Below are 20,790 nucleotides of genomic sequence, written 5' to 3'. Positions count from 1 at the left end.
TGGCGAAAGTGCCCGACGGCGGGCACGTTTGTAGCATGGCCATCGGGTGTGCACACCCGATCTGCAGGGGTGACGTGCGGATGATGCCGGTGACGTGATACCCCGGTCGTGCGTCCTGCAGCAGACACCCCTGCATCAGTTTCGTGACATCTGCTCCTGGAGCGGGACCGCGCTTGTCTTCCGTCCGCACATCCTTCCTCACACGCGCGCTTCTGCTCCTGGCGCTGCCGTCCGCCTTGCTGTCGACGCCGCACATTCTCGAGGCGCAGACCGGCGACAGCGCCCGTGTCGTGGCGCCGCCCGCGGCCGAGCAGCCTGCCTCGTGGCATCTGCAGGTGTCGACGTTCTACAGTTCCGCCGACAATGGCTATGGGGTCTGGCAGGGGCAGGATGCGCGTCTGCTCTATTCGTCCGCGAAGCTGAGTCCCTTCGTGAGTGTGGGCACGCAGTCCCGCCCGAATGGACGGCAGCAGGTGTACGGCGCCGGATCGTACATCAACATCGCGCCCTGGATGTACGCCATCGTCGGCATCGGCTCGGCGCCGGACAAGGGCACCGTGCTCTTTCCGAAGCTGCGCAGCGATGCGAGTGTGTTCATCGCCGTGCCGAAAGTGAAAGGCGTGCTCGTCTCCGCCGGCATAACCGATCTGCGCTACACGGACAAGCGCGCCGGCGGACAGATCGTTTCGCTGGGATCGATGGTGTATCGCGGACGCGGGATCTACAATGCCGCCGTCTTCCTCAACGAAGACCGGGCGAGCGGCGCCCGCTCGAGCGCCTGGCAGGCCGGCGGACAGTGGGGCACACAGGGGAAGTTCTGGGTGGGTGGTGGCGTCGGCTCGGGCAATGAAGCCTATCGTCTGCTGTCGACCACACCGTTCGATGCGCGATTCCGCAGTCAGTTCGTCTCCGCCTTCGCCTCCAAGTGGATCACGAAAGGCAGTGGCGTGTCGGTGCGTCTCGACTACGAGCGCAAGGTGGACGTGTTCAATCGCCAGGCGATCGGGCTGACGTATTTCATCGATTTCTGACGCGTGCCGCTCGCCGGAGAACGATGGATGGAGCGTCGGCGTCGCGCGGCATTGATCGTTGGCGCGACGGCTGCCGTCAGTCTGGTGGTCTGGCTCTTCACGAGCCATGCGGTGACGCTCTGGCGGGAACATGCCGCCTTCCTCGGCTTCGTTCTGCGGTCGTACGCCGCCGATCCCGTTCTGCATCGGATCCCCTTCCTGGTCCCGATCGGACGGTTCGACATGATGGCCAGCGTGCTCGGAATGAGCGCGACGATCATGGCCGGCATCCGTGTCGCGGGTGCCATGCGGGGAGCACCGCAGGCCGCTCCCCTGGGCTGGTTGACCGCCATGGGCGTGGGCGTGGTGCCGCCCCTGCTGATCGCTCTCGTGCGTTGGCCCGATGGTCAGGGGGCGTTCACCACACCGGTCATCGCCGGCATGCAGTTGCTCGGGGCATCGTTGGTGATCGTGATGATTCACCGGGTGGTGCCGGTGAACGTGTGGCGGGACACGCGCGAGACGGTGGACCGCGACGACGCACTCGTCGTTGCGCCATGGATACTGTGGGCACTGTCGGGAATCGCCGTCGTCTTCTGGTTGATCGTGCTCCTGGCCGGTCTCTCCGCGCTGCAGGGGTATGACTCGTTCAGCGATCACGTGGCACGTCCCGCGCGCTGGCTCGTGACGCATCGCCTGGAAACGGGCGTCGATGGCGAAGTGGTGACCTACTATCCCGGCAACTTCGAGTTGCTGGTGCGCTGGTTGCTCACCCTGGGGAGCGACCGGTTCGCGTTTCTCGCCTCGTACATGAGCAGCGTGGCCGCGCTCTGGGTGGTCTATCGTCTGGCACGGGAAATCGGTCAGTCCGTGACAGCCGCGCGCATGTCCGCGTTGGCAGCTGCCTCGCTGCAGGTGCTCGCCTATCAGAGCATCGTCGTATACAGCGACACGTTCACCGCGCTGTGCCTGCTGCTCGCGACCTGGGTGTTGTTGCTCTGGGTCCGTGGTGGTGCGCAGGATCGCCATCTCAGTTTTGCATTCGGCCTGGCGCTTGGTCTGGCCATGGGCGCGAAGTACTCTGCCGGCCCGCCGGCGTTCGTATTGACGGTGTTCTGGGCCTGGTATGCCAATCGGGGCGCGCCGCGCGATGACTTCGAGCAGCCGTTGATCGATGTGCGGTCGTTGTTGCGACAGGGCGTGTGGTATGCCGCAGGCATTCTGCCCGGCATGCTCTTCTGGTATCTGCGCAATGCCGTGCGGGACGGGAATCCGATCTATCCTCTGTCGGTCGCCGGACTGCCGGGCATCCCGCTCGGCGATCTGCTCGCGGGCGCGCCGGGTCCCCGGACGTTCCTGGAGCGGCTGGTGTACCCGTGGACGGAGACGGGGCACATTGCCGGATTCGAAACGGGGCTGGGCGCCACCGTGGCCGCCGTGGTGGTGCTCGCCGTACTCCTGGCTCCGTGGACGGGACGTGGTTCGCGTCTGCACCGGTTGCTGCTGCTGGTGTTCGTCGCGTCACTGCTGGCCTGGGTGCGCACGGGCGTGCTCGTGCCGCGCTACGGACTGTTCTCCATTCTCCTGTCGTTCGTCTTTGTCGGCAGTCTGCTGACGAGGTTCCCCTCGCGCCTGTTGCAGGGCGTGACGGCACTCGCGATCGTCGGAACGATGGCGGGACTCGGATTCGAATTGTCCGGAGGGGCGGCGTACAACATGCTGTTCCACAACGCACAGGCGCCGGTGCCCGCGGTGATCGACTCGCTGCCGCCGTCGCGCATTCTCAATCTCGCCGCGCAGCCCTCGGGATACTACGCGATGGGCGCGGACTATCGGCATCGGGTACTCACCCCCTTCCGGCATTTCACGCCCGACGATGTGAAGCGTCAGGGCTACGAGTATCTGCTCGTGCTGGAATCGGAAGAGGCGCAATACACGCAGGTCCTGCCGATGCATCTCGTCGAACGCTGGTCCCGTGCCAACTGGCCGTCCACGTCGCTCTGGCGACTGGAATAGTCTTCGAACAGCCATGGATCGCGACGCCTTTGCTCTGATGGCCGAATCCGAACGGGATCACTGGTGGTTCCGTGGCCGTCGGGATTTCATCGAGCGCGCCATCCGGCGCCTGCCACTGCCTGCGCAGGCCACGGTTCTCGATGCCGGATGCGGATCAGGTGGGAATCTGGCCCTGCTGTCGCAGTTCGGATCCCTCTACGGGTTCGAGTATGACGCCGAAGCATGCGAAGCGGCGCGGGCGCTCGGCCTGGGAACGATCGACCGCGGATCGTTGCCGGATGGCATCCCATTCGATGACCAGTCATTCGATCTGATCGGTCTCTTCGACGTGTTGGAGCATCTTCCCGCGCCGGTCGAATCGCTGCAGGCATTGCGTTCGCGGCTTTCGGTCGGTGGCGCGCTCGTCTTGACGGTGCCGGCCCTACCGTGGTTGTGGGGGCCGCACGATGAAGTGCACAACCACTATCGTCGCTATACCGAGACGACACTGCGCGCGCATCTCGCGGCGGCCGGCATGCGCGTGGAGTATCTCAGCTACATGAACATGCTCCTGCTGCCCCTGGCGATCGCGCAGCGCGTGAAGGAACGAGTGTTCGGCTATCGCGTGGAGGCGTTGCAGCCATCTTCCACCGTGAATGCGCTGCTGTACCGTCTCTGGCGTCTGGAACGTGTCTGGATTCCGGCCCGCACATTGCCCGTGGGGCTGTCCCTGATCGCCGTCGCGCGCGCTGCCTGACGATGCACGCGAGCCCGTCGCCGTCGGTACCGTCGCCGGTGTCATCGCCGGTGTCATCGTTGCCGCTGGTCCTCGTGGTCCCGTGTTACAACGAAGCCCATCGTCTCGATGGGGGGGCTTTTCAGTCGGCGCTGCAGCAGTTCCCGTGGTTGCAGCTGCTCTTTGTCGATGATGGCAGCACCGATGACACCGCGCGTGTACTCGAAACGCTGCGTGCGGCGGCACCCGATCGCATCGAACTGCTGGCGCTCGCACGGAATGGCGGCAAAGCCGAAGCCGTGCGACGGGGGCTGCTGCATGTCGCGACCATGCGACCCGACGGCCTGTGCGGCTTCTGGGATGCGGACCTGTCGGCACCGCTGACGGAGTTACCGGCACTGCGCGAGACTCTCGCCCGTCGCGACGACATCCAGTGGGTCTGGGGAATCCGTCTGCGGGCGCTCGGGCGTCACATCACCCGAAGACCTCTGCGACACTATCTCGGACGGCTCTTCGCGACGTGCAGCTCGCTGCTGCTGGGGATCGATTCGTACGACACACAATGTGGCGCCAAGCTGTTCCGGTGCTCCCCGCTACTGGAAACCGCGCTTTCGGAGCCGTTCCGTTCGCGATGGATCTTCGATGTGGAGCTCCTCACACGCGGGCAGGCGTTGCTGCAGTGCGAAGGTCGTCGCACGATCGACGATGTCGTCTATGAGCAACCGCTCGCCGAGTGGCAACATCGGGCGGGTTCGAAGGTGCGCAGTGGGGATTTTTTCCGGGCGCTCCGCGAGCTGCAATTGATTCGGGATGCCCGGGTACGCTGGCGCCGGGCGATGGCGCCAGCGAAGACGATCAGCTCACCGTCATCCCATCCGCCGCAGCCATGACGGCGCCGTAAATCGTCGCCCCAGGAAGCAGCCGCACGATGGGTGCGGTCACGGTGGTGCGCTTGCCGGCGCCCCCGATGACCGCGGCTTCGACCACCACGGCCGTCTCGGAGATGACCGGGCCGCTCACCCGCGCCCCACGTTCGATCGTCACGCGATCGCGCGCCGAAATGGATCCGACGATGACCGCGCCGTTGCGCACGATGATCTCGCCATGCGCTTTGATGGATCCGGTGATGCGCGCGCCGTCGTTCACCACGATGGAGCCGGTGGCGATGAGCGAGCCGATCAGCACGTTGCCGGCGGGAATGGACACACCGTCCTCGACACGCCAGTAGGCAGGGCCAAGCTCGCGGGCTTTCCGGGGAACGAACCGTTCATAGGCGCCCGTCGGGAGAACGGGCGTCTCCGCCGTTTCCACGTCCGTGACGCGGATGACATCCGACTCCAGACGTTCGAAGGCCACATTGGTGCCCAGGATGATCTGTCGATCGGCCGTGGCGCGCCCCCAGAGCTGACAATCGTTGGCGACTTCGAGACGTCCGCGGGAGTGCACCCAGCGCTGCACCATCGACCCCGGCGCGAGATAGATGTCCCGTTGTCCGAGCAGCGCGCGATATGTCACGTTGGGACTGCCTCGCACCGTCAGGCGGGCCAGGCACTCACTCGCCAGTTCGGTGCCCTCGGGCAGCGGCTCGCTGTCCATGAGCACGACGAACTCCTCGAAGGCGCCACGCTGTTTCGGCAGTGGCTGACCCACCGAGTGGGTGCGCACTTCCGTACCATCGGAGAGCCGGGGCGGCACCATCGTGCCAAGCAGCCCTTCGCGTGTGGCCCGTGCGGTGAACGATTCGGCGAAGTACGTGAGGTTACCGGCATCGTTGCCCACCGCATCCAGCGGAGCCGCGTCGCGGGGACGCACGAGCTCCATCACGGCGGGAATGAGCGGCACCGACATCCATACCAGCAGGGCGAGCAGGAGCAGCGCGAAGGTGAGCGTGGGCGAGGTCATGCCTTCCCCCGCGGCACGCGGGCCTCACGATGGCGCTCCGTCTTCTGCCATTGCACCGGGCGCCCACGCAGCCATGAGGCGCGGGAGAGAGAAGCGCGTCCCACGGACACCGTACTCACGAGGAAACCCAGGAACAGGAACGGCAGCATCCGGATGCGTTCACGCGATCCATCGAGACGACTGGCGGCGGCCACCTGGAAGAACGCGGCGAAATTGCCCACCGTGTTGAACGAGGAAATGGCGAGAATCGTCAGACGTCCCCACTGCGGCGGATAGCCGGCGTAGAAGAGGATGATGGTGCAGAACCAACCCATGAGCAGCACGAGCGGCACCACGAACACGCCCAGCAGCAGCACCCCGTCGATGACCTGTCCGAGCGGGAGATCGCTGCGATTGCGAATGAGCGCGCCGACGTAGCGACGCAGCGCCTGGTTGTGTCCCTTGGCCCAGCGCTTGATCTGCCGGATGCGCGACTCCCACGTCTCCGGCACTTCCTCGTAACACTCCGAGCGGTTCTGATAGACCACATCCCACCCGGCGATCACGAGGCGCACGGTGAGATCGGTGTCCTCGGCGAGCGAGTCGGTGCGCCAGCCGCCGACATTCTCGAGGGCCACGCGCCGGACACCACCCACGGTGCCGCCGTACTGCGGCACGAGGCGCAGGTTCATGCGCGCCTGCTGGTCCACCTGATACCCGCCGGCGCGTTCGAGATCGAGGAGACGCGTGAGCAGCGAGAGGCCCACGTTGAGCGGCACCACGCGTCCCATCACCGCGCCGACTTCGGGATCGAAGAACGGGGCCACCAACTGTTTGAGCAGACGCGTACCGGGTATGTAGTCGGCGTCGAAGACGAGGAAGATCTCGTCGGTGTGCATCTCCATGGCGTCGGCGAGCGCCGCGGCCTTTCCGGGCGTGCCGCCGTCCCGCAGAAAGGGGATCACGCGTCCCGGATAGTTCTCGGCGTATTCGACCAGAATCGTCCGCGTGTCGTCCGTCGACCGATCGTCGATCGGCACGATCTTGAGACGGTCTTCCGGATAGTCGCAGGTGAGCAGCGCGTCGAGCGAGTCGCGGACCACCCGCGATTCGTTGTGTGCCGGCACGAACACCACCAACGACGGCCAGTCGGCCTCCAGGATGTCCACGAACGGCTGGCGATGCTTGCCGAACAGGCGATTCAGCGTGAAGAAGTAGTGACGCAGGGTGTAGATCGCGAGGACCGTGATACACACCCAGAGACCGACGTTGGCGATGCCGACCAGCGTGGCGACGTTCATGCGCGTCCCCCCGGGTGCATGCCGAGGCGGCGCATGACGAAGTTGCCCAGCATGCCACCCAGACTCATGGCGCGCACGACGCGCGAACCGATCGGCGTGATCGCACGCACCGACTGGGGCGTGGGTGTCGGACGCGGACGGGTGGGCGGGTACCGCTCGGGCCGCGTGGGCGGACGCCGATCGACGGCATCGAGCACACCACCGGATCGCCAGCTCATGCCCCATCCATAGAGCGCCACGTAGACGAACACGTCGAGCAGCACCCCGAAGACGAGGAACAGCGTGGGCATCGCGAGGAACGATGCGCGGTGGATGATCCAGGTGTGCACGGCGGCCTGCATCGGCAGCAGGATGCTGAGGTGCACGAGCAGCAGCGTGGCCATCGTCAACTTCTGCCAGAGCAGGAAGTCGAAGATGTGAAAGGTGAACGCGACGAGAAATGGCGCGAGCACGAGAATGATCACGCCGCACACCAGCAGACCGGCGGTGTAGTCGGCCAGCGAGTAGGAGAACGGCGGCGAGGTGAAGCTGAACCAGAGCTGCGCGGTGGCCTGCAGCACGGCGAGGGCCCGCAGCAGATACCCCACCGGCAGCAGACGCCCGCGCATGAACATGCCGGCCACGAAGGCGATGCCGGTGAGCAGCCAGCCGGTCATGAGATCGAGTCGCTGCGGCCACTCGGCCGGCGCCGTGAAATACGGAATGGCCACGCCCAGCGGGCCAACCTCGAACACGCGGGTCGCCACCATGCCCGGCAGCCCGAGCGGTTCACGGATGGCGTTGAAAAAATCGCGCCACAGGCCCATGAGCGGATCGAGCAGTGCGATCATCGCCACCGCGAACATGAGTGGCAGCACGACGAGATCGATGAGCAGAGACCATGACACTTCGAGACCGATCATGGCCCGGTGCGGCGCGATGCGACCACCGCGGAATCCACGATCCCGCAGTTCGCTGATACGACGGGTCGGACTACCGGTTACGCGCGACACCGACGGTTACTCCGTGTGCAGAGATTGAGAAGGACTGAACCCACGTTCATGCGCCGACCGCGAGCCGCTGCAGCGTGGCGTTGACCTGCTGATGATCGAGCCGCCGCGGGCCGCGCCGTTCCGTCGGATTGCGCAGCAGACCATCGACGACATCGGCGATACGTTGCGCCGCGAGACCGTCTCCGAACGGATTGACGCCGCTGGACCGTGCCTGGTAGAGCGCCGGATCGGTCAGCAGCGCCTCGGTGCGGGCGAGAATGGTGGCGGTGTCGGTGCCGACCAGTTCACCGAATCCGGCGTGCACCACCTCGGGGCGCTCGGTCGTATCGCGCAGGATGAGAATGGGCTTGCCGAAGGAAGGGACTTCTTCCTGGATGCCACCGGAATCGGAGAGCACGAAGTGCGAGCGGCGAATCAGCTCCAGCAACTCCGGATAGGGGAGCGGGTCGAGCAGATGAATGCGCGGGGTCTTGCCAAGGCGCGCGAAGACCACGTCGCGCACGCGCGGATTGAGGTGGACGGGGAACGCGATCTCCACCTGTTCGTGGCGCTGCACGATGCTCTCCAGCGCATCGCAGATGGCGTCGAGGTGTTCCCCCAGCGATTCGCGGCGATGCACCGTGGTGAGCAGCACACGTCCGTCGCCCCACGGAATGGTGTTCAGCACTTCGGTGTCGAAGCGCTCGCGCGGCGGCACCATGTGAAGTGCGTCGACCACCGTGTTGCCGGTGACGAAGATATCGCTCTCGGGGATGCCTTCGGAGATCAGATTGTTGCGCGCTTCGTTGGTTGGCGCGAAGTGCACATTGGCGGTGCAGGTCGCGATGCGGCGGTTCACTTCCTCGGGGAAGGGGCTCGACAGATCGAAGGAGCGCAGCCCGGCTTCGATGTGTCCGATGGGCACGCCCTGATAGAAACCGGCGAGGCAGGCGGCGGTGACCGTGGAGGTGTCGCCCTGCACGAGGAGGAAATCCGGACGATGCTCGAGGAAACACTCGGTGAGGGCGGCCATCGCACGCGATGTGAACACCCCGAGATTCTGACCGTTCTGCATGAGGCCGAGATCGATGTCGGGGACGATCCCGAACACATCGAGGGCCTGCTTGAGCATTTCGCGGTGCTGTGTCGTCGCCACGACCAGTGGCGTGAGAAACGGGTGTGACTGCATGGCCTTCACGACGGGCGCCATCTTGATGGCTTCCGGTCGTGTGCCGATGACGATGCACACCTTGTGTGGAGCAGAGGCGACGGGCATCAGCAATCAGGAACGTGGTGTGCCCACCAAGGTCACCATCCGGTGACACCTGTGGCTGTGCGAGTGGTGACGACCGGCCGTGGGCCTGGTCACGGTCCCGGTCGTGGTATCACAGCGTGTGAGCATCGTCGGCGTCCGATGCGACGGACGTTTGGGACGACCGTCACAATGCGAGCGTTGTGCAATATGGCACGCCGACGGAGCGGTAGTGAGGGCGAATCCTGACAAACACCACGGCAAACGCAACGCGCCCCCCGTCGGGTGACGGGGGGCGCGTTGCGTTTCTGGAATGCGGGTCGGTCAGACCTGCTTCACGCCTGCTGCTTGCGCCGACGACGCGACACCCAGCCGAGGGCGAGGAGGCCCGTGCCCATGAGCGCGTAGGTGGACGGCTCGGGAACGACGGTGCCGGCGGCGCCGACGGTGAAGCCGTGCCAGTTCTCGTCGGTGTTCACCGTGAAGGCCAGCGAGGTGAAGGTGCCCTTGAACTGGATGACGCCACTGAACTCCTGACCCACCAACTGGGTGTAGGTCTGCGACAGATCGAATGAGGTCACGCTGTTGTTCCAATACGGCGGCGCGCCATTCGGATCGTTGTAGGAGAGGATCGTGAACTCGAGATCGCCGAAATCGTAGATCACCGGGTACTGCCCGTTGCCGACGCTGATGAACGCGATGTACGGATCGATGACGGCCTGACTGAAGGTCAGCGCGCCGGAACGCTGCTGGCGATTCACGACGTTGACGACCTGCACGAACGAGGCGTTGTCGGGCGCCGGATTGTAAACGTTGGCCGGCGCAAAGTAGTTCTGCGCGGGGCCACCGAGTCCCCAGCCGGCATCGGCGGGCTGGCAGGCGTTCAGATCCTTATCGTAGACGGCGTTGTAGGGACCCGTGTAGCTCACGGTCGCCGAGCCGAGTGATCCCGTGGCCGCGCCGCCGCAGTTGGCGGTCCACGACGCCCACACTTGCGCCGACAGGGCGCTGGGGAGGGCGAGGATGGCGGCAGTTGTCGCGAGCGTCAGGAGCTTCTTCATGGTGTGTGGCCTCATAGGCGCAAGATAGCGAAGTGGCGCAACGCACAGAAGCGGTGCCACGACCCCGGTCAGTGCATTCGGCGTACCAGCGCCGATCCCATCCGTGGAACGATGTGGTTTGGCATCACTTCCCCTGGTAGAGTCTGTTATGCCAAAACTCAACTAAACTATTGCCGTTAATGATGATATATGGACGGGCACGCTTGCCTGGCTGTCACAATTTCCGCCATTGGCACCGGAATGTTGCGTATGGTTGAGTGTTGCAACTGCAGCACGGGTGTTACGAACGCCGCAGGAACTGTTGTGTCGGTGCATCAGTTGGTGCGGCAGTCGAGGTGGCGGGCCCGAGCCGCTGGCGGGTGAGGTCGGGCGTGTCGGCGCCCGCGGCCGCCGGTCGCGGGCCTCTCCGGACTGCAGTCGTGAAGATTGGCACCTCTAACTTGAAGACTGCGCGCTGAACATTGCGCCGGACCCCGGGTTGACTTGCTCATCCGGCTCGGTCATCTTAGGTGACTGTCGCAAAACGCCTGGTCTCATCCACCGGGGTTTCGACACCCAGTTGTCTCCCAGTTGTCGTCGGCGATCTGCGGCCGACTCCTATGGGCCACGGCTTCTCCAGCGTGGGGCACCGGACGAATGCCACGGGACCTTCGGTCCCGTCGTCTTCATCCGGAACGCTGTACCGGCGGTGCTTCCGCGATGGACGCGCCGCTCCCGACAAACAACGCAGCCAATTCAACGTCGTGCCTGGAGTCCGCAGTTCTTCGGGTTCGACGCGCCTGGGTCCCCACTCGTGCAGCAGCGGCGAGCGTACCCGGCGACAGCGGATGGATACCACTCCCGCGCTACGGCGGGAGGTTTGGTCCAGCCGTTTTTTTGCTGGTCCACTTCGTTCACTACACCGGCGCCGTTCCGGCGACGCTTTCCGAAGACTATGGCGCGTACGACCCCGCTCGAGCACTACCGCAATATCGGCATCATGGCCCACATCGATGCCGGGAAGACGACCACCACGGAGCGCATCCTCTTCTACACGGGGAAGTCGCACAAGGTGGGTGAAGTCCATGATGGCGCGGCCACCATGGACTGGATGGAGCAGGAGCAGGAGCGTGGCATCACGATCACGTCCGCTGCCACCACCTGCTTCTGGAAGCGTCATGGCCAGAGCGACAAGACGGGCGACGGTCCCGAGTATCGCATCAACATCATCGACACCCCGGGCCACGTCGACTTCACGGTCGAAGTGGAGCGCTCGTTGCGCGTGCTCGACGGTGCGGTGACGCTGCTCGACTCGGTGGCCGGTGTGGAGCCGCAGACGGAAACGGTGTGGCGTCAGGCCGACCGTTATCGTGTGCCGCGCATGGTGTTCGCCAACAAGATGGACCGGGTCGGCGCGAACTTTCAGCGCTGCCTGGACATGATCCGCGACCGCCTGACCAAGCGCGCCTTCGCGCTGGCGCTGCCGGTCGGGTCGGGCGAGACGTTCACGGGACACATCGACGTCATCGAACGCAAACAGTACATCTTCCACGAAGAGACGCTGGGCAAGACGTTCTCGGTGGTGGATGTGCCGGAAGACTTCCGCGATGCCTGTGAACTGGCGCGCCATGAAGCCGTCGAAGCGGCCGTCGAACACGACGAAGTGCTGATGGAGAAGTACCTGGCCGGTGAGGAGCTCAGCGTGGCCGAGATCCGCAGTGCGATCCGCAAGGCGACGCTGGCGATGGAGTTCGTGCCGGTGCTGTGCGGGGCGTCCTTCAAGAACAAGGGCACCCAGGCGCTGCTCGACGCGGTGCTCGACTACCTGCCGTCGCCCATCGACGTGCCGGCCATCGAGGGCCATCTGCCGCACCACGACGAGACGAAGGACACGCGTCTGGTCTCGGACAGCGCGCCGTTCGCGGCGCTGGCGTTCAAGATCGCGACCGATCCGTTCGTCGGAAAGCTGACGTTCTTCCGGGTGTACTCGGGTGTGCTCGCGTCGGGCAGCTACGTCTACAACAGCACGAAGGACAAGCGCGAGCGGGTCGGCCGTCTCCTCCAGATGCACGCCAACAAGCGTGACGAAATCGAGGAAGTGCGCGCCGGCGACATCGCGGCCGCCATCGGGCTCAAGGACACGCGGACGGGCGACACGCTCTGCAGCGAGGACGATCCCATCATCCTCGAGGCGATGAAGTTCCCGAACCCCGTCATCGACGTGGCCATCGAGCCGAAGACGAAGGCGGACCAGGACAAGCTCGCGATCGCCCTCGCCAAGCTGGCCGAGGAAGATCCGACGTTCCGCGTGCGTTCCGACGCCGAGACCAGCCAGACGATCATCGCCGGCATGGGCGAGCTGCATCTCGAGATCATCGTCGATCGCATGATGCGCGAGTTCAAGGTCGACGCGAACGTGGGACGCCCGCAGGTGGCCTACCGCGAAACGATCAAGAAGCGCGTCGAGAAGATCGAGGGCAAGTTCGTCCGGCAGTCGGGCGGCAAGGGTCAGTACGGCCACGTCGTCATCAACATGGAGCCGTCCGAACAGGGCCAGGGCTTCGTGTTCGAGGACAAGATCGTGGGTGGTGTCATTCCGCGTGAGTACATCGGACCGGTGGAGCAGGGCATCAAGGAAGCGCTCGAGACGGGCGTTCTGGCCGGCTACCCGGTGGTCGACGTGAAGGTGCAGCTCACCTTCGGGTCGTACCACGAAGTCGACTCGTCGGAAATGGCGTTCAAGATTGCCGGGTCGATGGCGTTCAAGGAGGCGGCCAAGGCGGCCAGCCCCTGCCTGCTCGAGCCGGTGATGAAGGTCGAGGTCGTGAGCCCCGAAGCGTACATGGGCGACGTCCTCGGCGATCTCTCCTCGCGGCGCGGCAAGATCGGCGGCATGACGCAGCGTGGCGAGGCGCAGGTGATCTCGGCGACCGTGCCGCTTGCCGAGATGTTCGGTTACTCGACCCGTCTGCGCAGCATGTCGCAGGGGCGAGCGGTCTACTCGATGGAGTTCTCGCACTACGAAGAAGTGCCGAAGTCGAAGGCCGAAGAGATCATCAGCAAGGTGAAGGCGTAAGCCTCACCCACTCATTCACTACCCAACACAGATTCCGAACCATGGGCAAGGCAAAGTTCGAGCGGAACAAGCCGCACGTGAACGTGGGAACGATCGGCCACGTCGATCACGGCAAGACCACCACGACGGCCGCTCTCACGAAGATCTCGGCGGACAAGGGCTACGGCACCAAGTACATCGCGTACGATGAAGTCGCCAAGGCCTCCGAGTCGCAGGGTCGCCGCGACAGCACGAAGATCCTGACGATCGCCACGTCGCACGTCGAATACGAGACGGAAAACCGTCACTACGCGCACGTCGATTGCCCGGGCCACGCCGACTACGTGAAGAACATGATCACGGGTGCCGCGCAGATGGACGGCGCGATCCTGGTGGTCTCGGCCGTGGACGGTCCGATGCCGCAGACGCGTGAGCACATCCTCCTGGCTCGCCAGGTGAACGTGCCCTCGGTCGTCGTGTTCCTCAACAAGTGCGACCTCGTCGAAGACGAAGAGCTCCTCGACCTCGTCGAGCTCGAAGTCCGCGAGCTGCTCTCGAAGTACAACTATCCTGGCGACGACGCCCCGGTCATCCGTGGCTCGGCGATCAACGCGATCAACGGCGACCCGAAGTGGGTGGCCGAGTTCATGAAGCTGTACGAAGCGCTCGACACGTACATCCCGGAGCCGGTGCGTGAAGTCGACAAGCCGTTCCTGCTCCCGGTCGAAGACGTGTTCTCGATCACGGGTCGTGGTACGGTGGCGACGGGTCGTATCGAACGCGGCATCGTGAAGGTCGGCGAGGAAGTGCAGCTCGTCGGCTACAACGCCGAGAAGAAGACGATCGTCACGGGCGTCGAGATGTTCCGCAAGCTGCTGGACGAAGGCCAGGCCGGTGACAACGTCGGTCTCCTCCTCCGTGGCGTGGACAAGAAGGAAATCGAACGCGGCATGGTGCTCGCCAAGCCGGGCTCGATCAAGCCGCACACGAAGTTCGCGTCGGAAGTGTACGTCCTCACGAAGGAAGAAGGCGGCCGTCACACGCCGTTCTTCAAGGGCTACCGTCCGCAGTTCTACTTCCGCACGACGGACGTGACGGGCACGATCGAATTGCCGGAAGGCATGGAGATGGTGATGCCGGGCGACAACGTGCAGATGGTGATCGAGCTGATCATCCCGATCGCCATGGAAGAGCAGCTGCGCTTCGCCATCCGCGAGGGCGGCCGCACGGTCGGCGCCGGCGTGGTCACGAAGATCCTCGCCTAATCACGGAACAGGGCGCGCGCGGCGGTCCACGGACTGCCGCGCGCGACCGGTTCACAGACGGAACTCAGATGGCTGGCCGCATTCGCATTCGCCTCAAGGCTTTCGACCACGCCGTGATCGATCAGGCGTCGGCGGACATCGTCCGCACCGCCGAGAAGACCGGCGCGTCGGTCTCGGGGCCGATCCCGCTCCCGACCAAGACGCAGCGTTGGACGGTGCTCCGTTCGCCGCACGTCGACAAGAAGTCGCGTGAGCAGTTCGAACTGAAGACGCACAAGCGCGTGATCGACATTCTCGACTCCCGCGCGGGCACGGTGGACGCGCTCACGAAGCTGGATCTTCCGGCGGGCGTGGACGTCGAGATCAAGGTCGAGTAGTTCGCAGGACGGCAGTACCCCGCAGGTCCGCAGGATCCGCAACAGGCAGGACGACAGTGTTCACGCCGCGCATGGTCTCCCCGGAGATCGCGGCGCGTACCGATGGGGCTGCACAGGGCGGTCCCATCCACAGTCCAACGGTGACGTTCCGACGTCCCGCGACTCGTACGGAGTGAGTCATTTCATGATCGGTATCATCGGCAGGAAGCTGGGGATGACCCAGCTGTTCAACGAGCAGGGGCAGCAGGTGCCCTGCACCGTGGTGGAGGCCACGCCGAACCCCGTCACCAAGGTGACGTCGGCGGCTCAGGCGGGCTTCGTGGCGGTGGAGCTCGGTTTCGGGGCGCAGCGTCTGGCGCGTCCCAACAAGAAAGGTGAGAAGACCCCGAAGGGTCATCGCGCGAGCAAGGCGGAAGTCGGCCACGCGAAGAAGGCGGGACTGGAGGCGCCCCCGGCGGTGCTGAAGAGCTTCCGTCTGGACGACGCCCCGGGGAAGAACCCCGAGATCCCGTCGTACGGCCTCGGGGACACGATCACGGTGGAGATCTTCACGCCGGGTGAACGCGTGAAGGTCACGGGCACGTCGAAGGGTCGTGGCTTCCAGGGTGTGGTGAAGCGTCACGGCTTCGGCGGCGGTCCGAACACGCACGGCAATACGAAGCACCGCAAGCCCGGCTCCATCGGCGCGGGCACGGACCCGTCGCGCGTGATCAAGGGCAAGAAGATGCCCGGTCACTACGGCGCGGCGCAGCATACGGCGCTCAATATCCGCATCGAGAAGGTGGACGCCGAGCGGAACCTCATTTATCTGCGCGGCAGCGTGGCGGGGCCGACGAACGGCATCGTCTTCGTGCGGAAGCAGGGCTGATCATGACGACGGAAACCAAGACCTTCGAGGCGCCGCTGTATTCGGCGCAGGGGAAGCAGGGCGGCACGCGCCAGCTCCCCGAGGGCACGTTCGACGGCATCGTCAACGTGCCGGTCATGCACCAGGCGGTGAAGGCGTTTCTCGCCAACCGTCGTCAGGGCACGGCCAAGACCAAGACGCGCGGGGAAGTGACGGGCGGTAACCAGAAGCCGTGGAAGCAGAAAGGCACCGGTCGCGCCCGTCAGGGCTCGACGCGCGCGCCGAACTGGCCGGGCGGCGGTACGGTGTTCGGCCCGCAGCCGCGCAGTTACACGCAGATCGTGCCGAAGCAGGTGCGCGTGCTGGCGCGCAAGAGCGCGCTGAACGCGCGGGCCCGGGAGAACGCCGTGGTCGTGGTGGAAGCGCTGAACTTCAGCGCCCCCAAGACCCAGGCGATGACGGACCTGCTTACGAAGCTCGGCGTGGCCGGAAAGAAGGTGCTGGTACTGACGGACGGCGTGAAGCCGAACGTGTACCTCAGCGCCCGCAACCTCGGTCAGGCGCACGTGATGCCCTACAGCGACGCGAACACGTATCACATCCTCTGGTCGGATGTGGTGGTGATCGAATCGTCGGCGCTCACCCAGACCCAGGCGGAGGGCTAAGCGATGGCCACCCTGCATCGCACCATCGTGCGCCCGATCATCACGGAGCGCACCTCGGCCGCCTATCAGGATCGCGGCGAGTACACGTTCGAGGTGGCGCCCGACGCCACGAAGCTGAACATCAAGGAGGCCGTCGAGCGCCTCTTCGGTGTGAAGGTCACCGGCGTCTGGACGTCGAATGCGCGCGGCAAGGCGCGGCGCGTCGGGCAGTCCATCGGACGCCGTCCACATACCAAGAAGGCGATCGTGAAGCTGCGTGACGGCGACACCATCGCGATCTTCGAGGGCTGAGTCGCATGGGTATCCGTCAGTTCAAGCCGGTCAGCAAGGCCTCGCGCTTCCGCTCGGTGTCCGATTTTGCCGAGATCACGCGCTCGACGCCCGAGAAGTCGCTCACGGAGTCGCTCAAGAAGTCGGGCGGTCGTGACAATCATGGCCACATCTCGATGCGCCGCATCGGTGGTGGGCACAAGCGCAAGTACCGCATCATCGATTTCAAGCGCGACAAGCACGGCATCGCCGGCACGGTGGCGCACATCGAGTACGATCCGAACCGCTCGGCGCGCATCGCGCTGATCGAGTACGCGGACGGCGAGAAGCGCTACATCCTGCATCCGAAGGGACTCAAGCAGGGTGACACGGTGGTCGCGGGCCCGGGCAGCGATGTGCGCACGGGCAATGCGATGCCGCTCAAGGAAGTGCCGCTCGGCACGTCGGTGCACAACATCGAGCTCAAGATCGGCAAGGGCGGCCAGATGGCCCGCTCGGCCGGCACCTTCGCCCAGGTCGTGGCGAAGGAAGGCGACTACGTGACGCTGCGTCTGGCTTCCACGGAAATGCGCCTCGTGCACGGCAACTGCGTGGCGACGATCGGCGAAGTGGGCAACGCCGAACACGAGCTGCAGTCGCACGGCAAGGCGGGCAAGAGCCGCTGGCTCGGCAAGCGCCCGAAGGTGCGTGGTGAAGTGATGAACCCGGTCGATCACCCGCACGGTGGTCGCACCCGCGGTGGTCGCAACGTGGTGAGCCCGTGGGGCAAGAAGGAAGGCGTCAAGACGCGCAACAAGAAGAAGGCGTCGCAGCGTCTCATCGTGCGCGGCCGCAAGCGCGGCCGGGCGACGCAGTAACCGCCAGGCGAGACGAGAACCGATATGTCGAGAAGCATCAAGAAGGGTCCGTTCGTCGCTGAGCGCCTGGAGGCGAAGGTGGTGGCGATGAACGCCAAGAGCGAGAAGAAGGTCGTGAAGACCTGGTCGCGCGCCAGCACGATTCTCCCCGAGTTCGTGGGCCACACGTTCGCGGTGCACAACGGGAACAAGTTCATCCCGGTGTACGTGACGGAAAACATGGTGGGTCACAAGCTGGGCGAGTTCTCGCCGACGCGTCTGTTCCGCGGCCACGCGGGGCAGAAGGCGGACGCGAAGAAGAAGGGAGGCAAGTAAGCCATGGCCAAGGCCACGAAGACGGGGATCGAGGCGCGCGCGATTCAGCGCACGACGCGGCAGTCCCCCTACAAGATGCGGCTGGTCATCGACCAGATCCGCGGACAGCGCGTCAACGAGGCGCTGGCGCTGTTGAAGTTTTCGAAGAAACACGCGGCGGAGCAGATCGAGAAGACGCTCAACAGCGCCGTCGCGAACGCGGAGCAGGCGGCCCGTGCCGCCAACCTGTCGCTGGATGTCGACACGTTGGTGATCACGAAGGCCATCGTGAACGAGGGGCCGAAGCTCAAGCGCTGGACGCCGGCGGCCATGGGCCGTGCGACGCCGATGCTGAAGCGAACGAGCCACGTGGAGATCGTCGTGACGGAGGCGGTGCGCTAATGGGACAGAAGACGAATCCGATCGGGTTCCGCCTCGGGGTCACGAAGAACTGGCGGTCGACCTGGTACGCGAAGAAGGAGATGCCGGCGCTGCTCAAGGAAGACGCGCTGCTCCGGAAGTACCTCAAGGCCCGTCTCGACAACGCGGCGATCTCGGATGTGACGATCGAACGCAAGCCGGGGAAGGTCGTGGTGACGATCCACACCGGCCGTCCGGGCGTGGTGATCGGCAAGAAGGGCGCCGAGGTGGACAAGCTGCGTGACGAGCTCGCGCAGCTGACGGGGAAGGAAGTCGGCATCAACGTCGAGGAGATCAAGCGTCCGGAAGTCGAGGCGCAGCTCGTCGCCGACAACATCGCCGCGCAGCTCTCGCAGCGTATCTCGTTCCGTCGCGCCATGAAGCGCGCCGTGCAGAGCGCGATGCGGATGGGCGCGCTGGGCATCAAGGTGAAGGCCGGCGGCCGCCTGGGCGGGGCCGAGATCGCGCGCGTGGAAGGGTACATGGAAGGCCGGGTGCCCCTTCATACGCTGCGCGCCGACATCGACTACGCGACGAGCACCGCGAAGACCACCTACGGCACCATCGGTGTGAAGGTGTGGATCTTCAAGGGCGAGATCGTGGAAGATCGTCGCGGCAAGACCTACTCGACCGGCGTCTGAGGAGACTGAACGATGCTGAGTCCGAAGCGGGTCAAGTTCCGCAAGATGTTCAAGGGCCGCACGACCGGCCTGGCGCACCGTGGGTCCGACGTGTCGTTCGGCGCGTACGGCCTGCAGGCGCTCGAGCCGGGCTGGGTGACGAGCCGGCAGATCGAAGCGTGCCGCGTCGCGATGACGCGTCACATCAAGCGTGGCGGCAAGGTGTGGATCCGGATTTTCCCGGACAAGCCGATCACGAAGAAGCCGGCCGAAACCCGCATGGGCAAGGGTAAGGGTTCGCCGGAGTTGTGGGTGGCGGTGGTGAAGCCGGGCCGGGTGATGTTCGAGATCGAAGGCGTGTCGAAGGAACTGGCCGAGACGGCCATGGGCCTGGCCGCCGCGAAGCTCGGCGTGAAGACCAAGTTCGTGGCGCGCGAGGAGGCGGTGACCAATGAAGGCTGAAGAAATCCGCGGACTCGCTGACGACGAACTCGTCACCCGCATCGCGGAACTCGAGGAGGAGCGATTCCGTCTCCGGTTCCGCAGCGGCACCGAAGCGCTGGAAGAGCCGCTGCGGCTGCGCAGCATCCGCAGGGACATCGCGCGCCTGAAGACGGTGCAGCGGGAGCGTCAGCTCCCCGCCCGTGGCCGCTAACCGGAATCCGATCGATGGCTGAACAGAACAACGCGAGCGTCGCGCAGAACGGCGCCTCCGAACGGACGGCGCGCAAGGTGCGCGTGGGTCTCGTCGTGAGCGACAAGATGGACAAGACGGTGGTCGTGAAGATCGACCGCCGCATGCCGCACCCCCAGTACGGCAAGATGGTGACGCGGACCCGCAAGCTGAAAGCGCACGACGAGGAGAACTCGGCGAAGCTCGGCGACACGGTGCGTATCATGGAGACCCGGCCCTTGTCGAAGGACAAGCGGTGGCGCGTGGTCGAGATCGTCGAACGCGCACGCTGAGGTAACGGACCATGATTCAGCAGGAATCCGTGGTGAAGGTCGCGGACAACAGTGGCGCCAAGCGCGCGCTGGTGATCCGGGTGCTGGGCGGCACGCGCCGTCGCTACGCCGGCCTGGGCGACCGGGTCATCGTGGCGGTGAAGGACGCACTGCCGAACGGCACGGTGAAGAAGTCCGACGTGGCCAAGGCCGTGGTGGTGCGCACGGTGAAGGAGACGCGCCGCAAGGATGGCAGCTACATCCGCTTCGATGAAAACGCCGTCGTGATCATCAACGACAACGGCGAACCGAAGGCGACGCGTATCTTCGGCCCCGTGGCGCGCGAGCTCCGCGAGAAGCGCTACATGAAGATCGTCTCGCTGGCACCCGAGGTGCTCTGAGATGCGAAAGAACGTGTACTACAAGACGGATCGCGGCCAGCGCCTCGGCGCGGCTCGCCACGCCCTCAAGGCGTCGCGCGAAGTGATCCACGTGACGAAGGGTGATACCATCCGCGTGATGCGTGGCGACGACAAGGGGAAGGAGGGCAAGGTCCTCCAGGTCTACCCCAAGACGGGCCGCATCAAGGTGGAAGGCATCAACATCGTGAAGAAGCACCGCAAGGCGCGCACGGCGGAGGAGCAGAGCGGCATCATCGAGATGGCCGCACCCTTCCACGCGTCGAACGTGATGCTGCTCGATTCGAAGACCGGCAAGCCGACCCGCACCAAGGTGCGGATCGACAAGGACGGCACGAAGGAGCGCGTCGGCGTGAAGAGCGGTGAAGTCATTCCCCGCGCGCGCTGACCGGAGCAAGAACGATGGCGACCAAGGAAAAGGGCGCCGCCAAGGGCGGCGCGAAGGGTGGAGCAAAGAGCGGCACGAAGGCCGGCGCTGCCAAGGGCGGCGCGGGCCAGAAGGGTGGCGGCAAGGGCGGCAAGCAGGCCGGCCAGCCGCGGCAGGCCGTGGACTTCACGAAGCGGGAACAT

Annotated in this window: 24 protein-coding genes; 19 read left to right on the top strand and 5 right to left on the bottom strand. The window is 65.1% G+C overall.

The genetic code is table 11. The features are described 5' to 3' along the window. Positions 1 to 173 precede the first annotated feature (173 nt). From WG208_RS12235 to WG208_RS12220, 4 genes are read left to right on the top strand one after another with little or no spacing between them, the layout of a single operon-like run. Positions 174 to 1,031, top strand: coding sequence for a YaiO family outer membrane beta-barrel protein (locus WG208_RS12235; RefSeq protein WP_337171641.1), 858 nt, complete (start codon positions 174 to 176; stop codon positions 1,029 to 1,031). Positions 1,032 to 1,034: 3 nt separating this feature from the next. After that, on the top strand, positions 1,035 to 3,026 hold the full coding sequence (locus WG208_RS12230) for a hypothetical protein (RefSeq protein WP_337171640.1): 1,992 nt from the start codon (positions 1,035 to 1,037) through the stop codon (positions 3,024 to 3,026). A gap of 37 nt (positions 3,027 to 3,063) precedes the next feature. Then, positions 3,064 to 3,762 carry a class I SAM-dependent methyltransferase gene (locus WG208_RS12225; protein WP_337171639.1) on the top strand — a complete coding sequence of 233 codons (699 nt, stop codon included), beginning with the start codon at positions 3,064 to 3,066 and terminating at the stop codon, positions 3,760 to 3,762. 2 nt (positions 3,763 to 3,764) lie between these two features. Then, positions 3,765 to 4,631, top strand: a complete 867-nt coding sequence (locus WG208_RS12220) for a glycosyltransferase (protein WP_337171638.1) — start codon at positions 3,765 to 3,767, stop codon at positions 4,629 to 4,631. Here the strand turns inward: WG208_RS12220 and WG208_RS12215 are convergent. From WG208_RS12215 to WG208_RS12195, 5 genes are all read right to left on the bottom strand, one after another. Continuing rightward, the gene (locus tag WG208_RS12215; RefSeq protein WP_337171637.1) at positions 4,597 to 5,643 is read right to left on the bottom strand and encodes a polymer-forming cytoskeletal protein; all 1,047 of its coding nucleotides are present in this window, start codon (positions 5,641 to 5,643) and stop codon (positions 4,597 to 4,599) included. The two genes, WG208_RS12220 and WG208_RS12215, sit on opposite strands and share 35 nt — an antisense overlap. Next, positions 5,640 to 6,923 (bottom strand): glycosyltransferase family 2 protein, encoded by a 1,284-nt coding sequence (locus WG208_RS12210; protein ID WP_337171636.1) that lies wholly within the window; start codon positions 6,921 to 6,923, stop codon positions 5,640 to 5,642. The genes WG208_RS12215 and WG208_RS12210 overlap by 4 nt, the downstream gene beginning before the upstream one ends. Beyond that, positions 6,920 to 7,915, bottom strand: a complete 996-nt coding sequence (locus WG208_RS12205) for a hypothetical protein (RefSeq protein WP_337171635.1) — start codon at positions 7,913 to 7,915, stop codon at positions 6,920 to 6,922. The genes WG208_RS12210 and WG208_RS12205 overlap by 4 nt, the downstream gene beginning before the upstream one ends. Positions 7,916 to 7,961: 46 nt before the next feature. Next, positions 7,962 to 9,170 carry a UDP-N-acetylglucosamine 2-epimerase (non-hydrolyzing) gene (gene wecB / locus WG208_RS12200; protein ID WP_337171634.1) on the bottom strand — a complete coding sequence of 403 codons (1,209 nt, stop codon included), beginning with the start codon at positions 9,168 to 9,170 and terminating at the stop codon, positions 7,962 to 7,964. A gap of 311 nt (positions 9,171 to 9,481) precedes the next feature. Then, entirely contained in the window at positions 9,482 to 10,222 is a 741-nt protein-coding gene (locus WG208_RS12195; protein ID WP_337171633.1) for a PEP-CTERM sorting domain-containing protein, read from the bottom strand. Positions 10,223 to 11,141: 919 nt separating this feature from the next. Between WG208_RS12195 and fusA the strand changes: the two genes are divergently transcribed. The 15 genes from fusA to rplX all read left to right on the top strand — a co-directional run bounded on the left by fusA (position 11,142) and on the right by rplX (position 20,608). Next, complete coding sequence (gene fusA, locus WG208_RS12190) at positions 11,142 to 13,262, top strand: elongation factor G (protein ID WP_337171632.1); 2,121 nt, start codon at positions 11,142 to 11,144, stop codon at positions 13,260 to 13,262. A 41-nt stretch (positions 13,263 to 13,303) separates the two neighbouring features. Beyond that, positions 13,304 to 14,506 carry an elongation factor Tu gene (gene tuf, locus WG208_RS12185; RefSeq protein WP_337171631.1) on the top strand — a complete coding sequence of 401 codons (1,203 nt, stop codon included), beginning with the start codon at positions 13,304 to 13,306 and terminating at the stop codon, positions 14,504 to 14,506. 68 nt (positions 14,507 to 14,574) lie between these two features. Further along, complete coding sequence (rpsJ, locus tag WG208_RS12180; RefSeq protein WP_012682361.1) at positions 14,575 to 14,883, top strand: 30S ribosomal protein S10; 309 nt, start codon at positions 14,575 to 14,577, stop codon at positions 14,881 to 14,883. A 184-nt stretch (positions 14,884 to 15,067) separates the two neighbouring features. Beyond that, positions 15,068 to 15,751, top strand: a complete 684-nt coding sequence (rplC, locus tag WG208_RS12175) for a 50S ribosomal protein L3 (protein ID WP_337171630.1) — start codon at positions 15,068 to 15,070, stop codon at positions 15,749 to 15,751. Between the two features lie 2 nt (positions 15,752 to 15,753). Next, positions 15,754 to 16,395, top strand: coding sequence for a 50S ribosomal protein L4 (rplD, locus tag WG208_RS12170; RefSeq protein ID WP_337171629.1), 642 nt, complete (start codon positions 15,754 to 15,756; stop codon positions 16,393 to 16,395). 3 nt (positions 16,396 to 16,398) lie between these two features. Further along, entirely contained in the window at positions 16,399 to 16,686 is a 288-nt protein-coding gene (locus tag WG208_RS12165; protein WP_337171628.1) for a 50S ribosomal protein L23, read from the top strand. Between the two features lie 5 nt (positions 16,687 to 16,691). Then, complete coding sequence (rplB, locus tag WG208_RS12160; RefSeq protein WP_337171627.1) at positions 16,692 to 17,522, top strand: 50S ribosomal protein L2; 831 nt, start codon at positions 16,692 to 16,694, stop codon at positions 17,520 to 17,522. Positions 17,523 to 17,546: 24 nt separating this feature from the next. After that, entirely contained in the window at positions 17,547 to 17,837 is a 291-nt protein-coding gene (gene rpsS / locus WG208_RS12155; protein ID WP_337171626.1) for a 30S ribosomal protein S19, read from the top strand. 3 nt (positions 17,838 to 17,840) lie between these two features. Further along, positions 17,841 to 18,218 (top strand): 50S ribosomal protein L22, encoded by a 378-nt coding sequence (gene rplV, locus WG208_RS12150; protein ID WP_345786995.1) that lies wholly within the window; start codon positions 17,841 to 17,843, stop codon positions 18,216 to 18,218. Then, positions 18,218 to 18,877: a 30S ribosomal protein S3 gene (gene rpsC, locus WG208_RS12145; protein WP_345786994.1), complete on the top strand. Its 660-nt coding sequence runs from the start codon at positions 18,218 to 18,220 to the stop codon at positions 18,875 to 18,877. Before rplV ends, rpsC begins: the two co-directional genes overlap by 1 nt. Positions 18,878 to 18,889: 12 nt before the next feature. Next, entirely contained in the window at positions 18,890 to 19,318 is a 429-nt protein-coding gene (gene rplP / locus WG208_RS12140) for a 50S ribosomal protein L16 (RefSeq protein ID WP_337171625.1), read from the top strand. Beyond that, entirely contained in the window at positions 19,308 to 19,511 is a 204-nt protein-coding gene (rpmC, locus tag WG208_RS12135) for a 50S ribosomal protein L29 (protein ID WP_337171624.1), read from the top strand. Before rplP ends, rpmC begins: the two co-directional genes overlap by 11 nt. Positions 19,512 to 19,525: 14 nt before the next feature. Next, entirely contained in the window at positions 19,526 to 19,822 is a 297-nt protein-coding gene (gene rpsQ, locus WG208_RS12130) for a 30S ribosomal protein S17 (protein WP_337171623.1), read from the top strand. Between the two features lie 11 nt (positions 19,823 to 19,833). After that, positions 19,834 to 20,202: a 50S ribosomal protein L14 gene (rplN, locus tag WG208_RS12125; protein ID WP_012682372.1), complete on the top strand. Its 369-nt coding sequence runs from the start codon at positions 19,834 to 19,836 to the stop codon at positions 20,200 to 20,202. An 85-nt stretch (positions 20,203 to 20,287) separates the two neighbouring features. Next, positions 20,288 to 20,608: a 50S ribosomal protein L24 gene (gene rplX, locus WG208_RS12120; RefSeq protein WP_337171649.1), complete on the top strand. Its 321-nt coding sequence runs from the start codon at positions 20,288 to 20,290 to the stop codon at positions 20,606 to 20,608. Positions 20,609 to 20,790 lie beyond the last annotated feature (182 nt).

Source organism: Gemmatimonas aurantiaca (assembly GCF_037190085.1).
Classification (GTDB): Bacteria; Gemmatimonadota; Gemmatimonadetes; order Gemmatimonadales; family Gemmatimonadaceae; genus Gemmatimonas; species Gemmatimonas aurantiaca_A.
The sequence above is the reverse complement of the archived record's forward strand: the minus strand, read 5'-3'. Positions and strand labels throughout refer to the sequence as shown.